The sequence below is a fragment of the Streptomyces beihaiensis genome, assembly GCF_026274175.1.
Lineage (GTDB): Bacteria > Actinomycetota > Actinomycetes > Streptomycetales > Streptomycetaceae > Streptomyces > Streptomyces beihaiensis.
Genome location: NZ_JAPHNL010000158.1, coordinates 1 through 4,079 on the forward strand (window position 1 = coordinate 1; position 4,079 = coordinate 4,079).

Consider the following 4,079-nt stretch of genomic DNA (forward strand, 5'->3'; position numbering starts at 1 on the left):
TCTGTCCGGAGGCCGCCGCCCCATCGTGTCGCGTCGCGCGGACGCGTGCCGCCGTCCGGGGACGGCGGCGCTCGTCCGCCGAAGGCCGCCAGGCTCCTCAGCCGAAGACGGCCAGGCTCTTCGCCTTCCCCTTGGCCTCCTCGACCAGGGCCAGCAGCGCTCCGTCCGGGCCGAAGACGCCGACCGGGCCGACGCCCGCGTACTCGTCGGGCATTTCGAGCCGTACGCCGTTGCGCAGCAGCTTCGCGCGGCGCGCGTCGACCTCCCAGCGGGGGAACGCGGCGCCCGCGGCGTCGGCGACCGGCATCACCGTCAGCTCCTGCTGGAGCTGGTCGAGGGTGCGCGCGGCGTCGATCTTGTACGGGCCCACGCGGGTGCGGCGCAGCGCCGTGAGGTGCCCGCCCACTCCCAGGTCCGCGCCCAGGTCCCTGGCCAGCGCCCGGATGTACGTGCCGGACGAGCAGACCACCGAGACGACCAGGTCAAGGACCGGCGTGCCGTCGTCGGCGACCGCGTCCCGCATGTCGTAGACCGTGAAGGACGAGACGGTCACCGGGCGCGCCGGGATCTCGAACTCCTCGCCCTCGCGCGCCCGCTTGTACGAGCGCACGCCGTTGATCTTGATGGCGCTGACCTTGGACGGCACCTGCATGATGTCGCCGGTCAGCTTGGCGATGCCCGCGTCGACGGCGTCGCGCCGGACACCGGAGGCGTCCGTGGAGGAGGTGATCTCCCCTTCCGCGTCGTCGGTGAGGGTGTTCTGCCCGAGCCGGACGGTGCCCAGGTACTCCTTCTCGGTCAGCGCGAGGTGACCGAGGAGTTTGGTGGCCCGCTCGACGCCGAGCACGAGCACGCCCGTCGCCATCGGGTCGAGGGTGCCCGCGTGGCCGACGCGGCGGGTCCTGGCGATCCCGCGCATCTTGGCCACCACGTCGTGCGAAGTGAAGCCCGACGGCTTGTCGACGATGACAAGTCCCTCCCGTCGCCCGCCACCGCCCTGGTTCGAGAGCACTTCGTGCCCGCCCCTCTCGATGGGCGGTGGAGTGCGGTCGGTCATGCTCAGGCGTCGCCGTCCTCGTCGGAGGCGCCTGCCGCGTCGGCCGCGTCGTCCTCGGGTTTCTTGTACGGGTCGGCCTCACCGGCGAACGCGGCGCCCGCGGACGCCTCGCGCACCTTCGCGTCGGACTCGCGGGCCCGGTCGAGGAGGTCCTCGATGGTGCGGGCGTTCTCCGGCAGGGCGTCCGCGACGAAGGCGAGGGTCGGCGTGAACTTCACGCCGGCCGCCTGCCCGACGGCGGAGCGGAGCACGCCCTTGGCGCTCTCCAGGCCCGCTGCCGCGGCGGCACGCTCCTCGTCGTCGCCGTACACCGTGTAGAAGACGGTCGCCTCCCTGAGGTCGCCCGTGACGCGGGTGTCCGTGATGGTGACGTGGGAGCCCAGCCGCGGGTCCTTGATCCCGCGCTGCAGCTTCTGCGCCACCACCTCTCGGATGAGGTCCGCCAGCCTCTTGGCGCGCGCGTTGTCGGCCACTGGTCCGTCTCCTTACGTACTTGCGTCGTGCTTCAGTCTTCGTCGCTGTGGAGTCTGCGTCGAACCGAGAGCAGTTCCACCTCGGGCCGCCCGGCGACCAGCCGCTCGCAGCGGTCCAGTACGTCGGTGAGGTGTCCCCACTCCCCGGAGACCACCGCCAGGCCGATCTCGGCCCTGCGGTGAAGGTGCTGATGGCCCGTCTCGGCCGCGCTCACCGCGTATTTGCGCTGCAGCTCGGCCACGATCGGGCGGACCAGTGATCGTTTCTCCTTGAGCGAGTGGACGTCGCCGAGGAGCAGGTCGAAGGACAGAGTCCCCACATACATGTGTGTCCGGATGTCCCGCCGGTTCGGGGTACGGGCGCCGCCGTTCGGTCGGTGCGGACGCCGATACGGGAACCGTACACGCAACGGCCGGGGCCGATCGACGGGAATTCCGTGAAGGGAATCGCCCGGCGACCGGCCCCAGTGTCGCGTGTCGGGTCAGACGCGCGGCTTCTCGCGCATCTCGTACGTCGCGATGACGTCGTCGACCTTGATGTCGTTGAAGTTTCCGAGGTTGATACCGCCCTCGAAGCCTTCGCGGATCTCGGTGACGTCGTCCTTGAAGCGACGCAGACCGTCGATGTTGAGGTTCTCCGCGATGACCTTGCCGTCGCGGATGAGGCGCGCCTTGGTGTTGCGCTTGACCTCGCCGGAGCGGATGAGCACACCCGCGATGTTGCCCAGCTTGGACGACTTGAAGACCTCGCGGATCTCCGCCGTGCCGAGCTCGACCTCCTCGTACTCCGGCTTGAGCATGCCCTTGAGGGCCGCCTCGATCTCCTCGATGGCCTGGTAGATCACCGAGTAGTACCGGACGTCGACGCCCTCGCGCTCGGCCATCTGCGAGGCACGGCCGGCCGCGCGGACGTTGAAGCCGATGACGATGGCGTCCGAGCCCATGGCCAGGTCGATGTCCGACTCCGTGACCGCACCGACGCCGCGGTGCAGGACGCGGATGTCGACCTCTTCGCCGACGTCCAGCTGGAGCAGGGAGGACTCGAGGGCCTCGACGGAACCAGAAGCGTCACCCTTGATGATGAGGTTGAGCTGCTGGACCTCGCCGGCCTTGAGCACCTTGTCCAGGTCCTCGAGCGAGACACGGCGCACGCGCTTGGCGAACGCGGCGTTGCGCTCGCGGGCGGCACGCTTCTCGGCGATCTGACGGGCCGTACGGTCCTCGTCGACCACCAGGAAGTTGTCGCCCGCGCCCGGGACGTTGGTGAGACCGAGCACGAGGACCGGGGTCGACGGCGTGGCCTCCTGCACGTTCTCGCCCTTGTCGTCGAGGAGCGCACGGACACGGCCGTACGCGTCACCGGCGACCAGCGTGTCACCGACGCGGAGGGTACCGCGCTGGACGAGGACGGTCGCGACGGCGCCGCGGCCCTTGTCGAGGTGGGCCTCGATGGCGATGCCCTGCGCGTCCTGGTCGGGGTTGGCCCGCAGGTCGAGCGAGGCGTCGGCGGTGAGGACGACGGCCTCGAGGAGCTCGTCGATGTGCAGACCCTGCTTGGCGGAGATGTCGACGAACATCGTGTCGCCGCCGTACTCCTCGGCCACCAGGCCGTACTCGGTCAGCTGACCGCGCACCTTGGTCGGGTCGGCACCCTCGACGTCGATCTTGTTGACCGCGACGACGATCGGGACGTCGGCCGCCTTGGCGTGGTTGAGCGCCTCGACCGTCTGCGGCATGACGCCGTCGTTGGCCGCGACCACGAGGATCGCGATGTCGGTCGACTTCGCACCGCGGGCACGCATGGCGGTGAACGCCTCGTGACCCGGGGTGTCGATGAAGGTGATGGCGCGGTCCTCGCCGTTGACCTCGGTCGCGACCTGGTAGGCACCGATGTGCTGGGTGATGCCACCGGCCTCGCCCGCCACGACGTTGGTCTTGCGGATCGCGTCGAGCAGTCGCGTCTTACCGTGGTCGACGTGACCCATGACGGTCACGACCGGCGGACGCGCCATGAGGGCCTGCTCGCCGCCCTCGTCCTCACCGAACTCGAGGTCGAAGGACTCCAGCAGCTCACGGTCCTCCTCCTCCGGCGAGACGATCTGAACCGTGTAGTTCATCTCGTCGCCGAGGAGCTGCAGCGTCTCGTCGGAGACGGACTGCGTGGCCGTGACCATCTCGCCGAGGTTCATCATCACCGCGACGAGCGACGCCGGGTTGGCGTTGATCTTCTCGGCGAAGTCGGTGAGGGAGGCACCGCGCGACAGGCGAACGGTCTCGCCGCTGCCGCGAGGCAGCATCACACCGCCGACCGACGGGGCCTGCATGGCCTCGTACTCCTGGCGCCTCTGCCGCTTCGACTTGCGGCCACGACGCGCGGGACCGCCGGGACGGCCGAACGCGCCCTGCGTGCCACCGCGGCCACCGGGACCGCCGGGACGGCCACCGAAGCCGGGACGACCGCCGAAGCCGCCGGGACGACCGCCACCGCCGCCGCCCGGACCACCCGGACGACCGGCGAAGCCGCCGCCACCGCCGCCGCCACCGGGGCG

4 protein-coding genes are annotated in these 4,079 nt (G+C 70.4%); all 4 read right to left on the reverse strand.

The genetic code is table 11. The annotated features are described in order from the left end of the window. Nucleotides 1-97: 97 nt before the first annotated feature. Nucleotides 98-1,057, reverse strand: a complete 960-nt coding sequence (gene truB, locus OFY01_RS15545) for a tRNA pseudouridine(55) synthase TruB (RefSeq protein ID WP_266600274.1) — start codon at nt 1,055-1,057, stop codon at nt 98-100. A 2-nt stretch (nt 1,058-1,059) separates the two neighbouring features. Beyond that, nucleotides 1,060-1,530 carry a 30S ribosome-binding factor RbfA gene (gene rbfA / locus OFY01_RS15550; RefSeq protein WP_266600276.1) on the reverse strand — a complete coding sequence of 157 codons (471 nt, stop codon included), beginning with the start codon at nt 1,528-1,530 and terminating at the stop codon, nt 1,060-1,062. Nucleotides 1,531-1,562: 32 nt separating this feature from the next. Further along, nucleotides 1,563-1,856, reverse strand: coding sequence for a DUF503 domain-containing protein (locus OFY01_RS15555; RefSeq protein WP_266600277.1), 294 nt, complete (start codon nt 1,854-1,856; stop codon nt 1,563-1,565). Between the two features lie 156 nt (nt 1,857-2,012). Further along, nucleotides 2,013-4,079 (reverse strand): translation initiation factor IF-2 (gene infB / locus OFY01_RS15560; RefSeq protein WP_266600278.1); only part of this gene is annotated, 2,067 nt, incomplete at its 5' end.

What these genes read in the sequence shown, in the direction of transcription:
- truB (WP_266600274.1), bottom strand. Translation starts at nt 1,057, where the DNA reads ATGACCGACCGCACTCCACCGCCCATCGAGAGGGGCGGGCACGAAGTG.
- OFY01_RS15555 (WP_266600277.1), bottom strand. Translation starts at nt 1,856, where the DNA reads ATGTATGTGGGGACTCTGTCCTTCGACCTGCTCCTCGGCGACGTCCAC.